Genomic DNA, 250 nt, shown 5'->3' with positions numbered 1-250 from the left:
GAGTGGGCAAGAAGTGCAGCGGCTTTATCATACAAGTATGCACTGCTTGGCGGTCTACAGAGTAATCAATTCAAGCCCAGCGCACAAACAACAAGGGCTGAAGCAGTGGCAGCTATTGTACGCATGCTCGTAATACAAGCTAAGAACTGAATTTGGAGGGAAAGCAATTGCATTCACGTACTACAAGCCCTGCTCCTAAACGGCAAGTCCAGGGTGTTCATGCGGGCAGCGCACAACTTCAAGCGAAAGC

The 250-nt window shown here is 49.6% G+C and carries 1 protein-coding gene; it reads left to right on the top strand.

Annotated features, from left to right (window positions below):
• On the top strand, positions 1–150 hold a 150-nt coding region (locus tag KVT27_RS27410; protein ID WP_217582273.1), incomplete at its 5' end, for an S-layer homology domain-containing protein.
• Positions 151–250: the final 100 nt, after the last annotated feature.

Origin of the sequence: Lysinibacillus sp. GbtcB16 (assembly GCF_019091145.1) — a bacterium.
Lineage (GTDB): Bacteria > Bacillota > Bacilli > Bacillales_A > Planococcaceae > Lysinibacillus > Lysinibacillus fusiformis.
The sequence above is the reverse complement of the archived record's forward strand: the minus strand, read 5'-3'. Positions and strand labels throughout refer to the sequence as shown.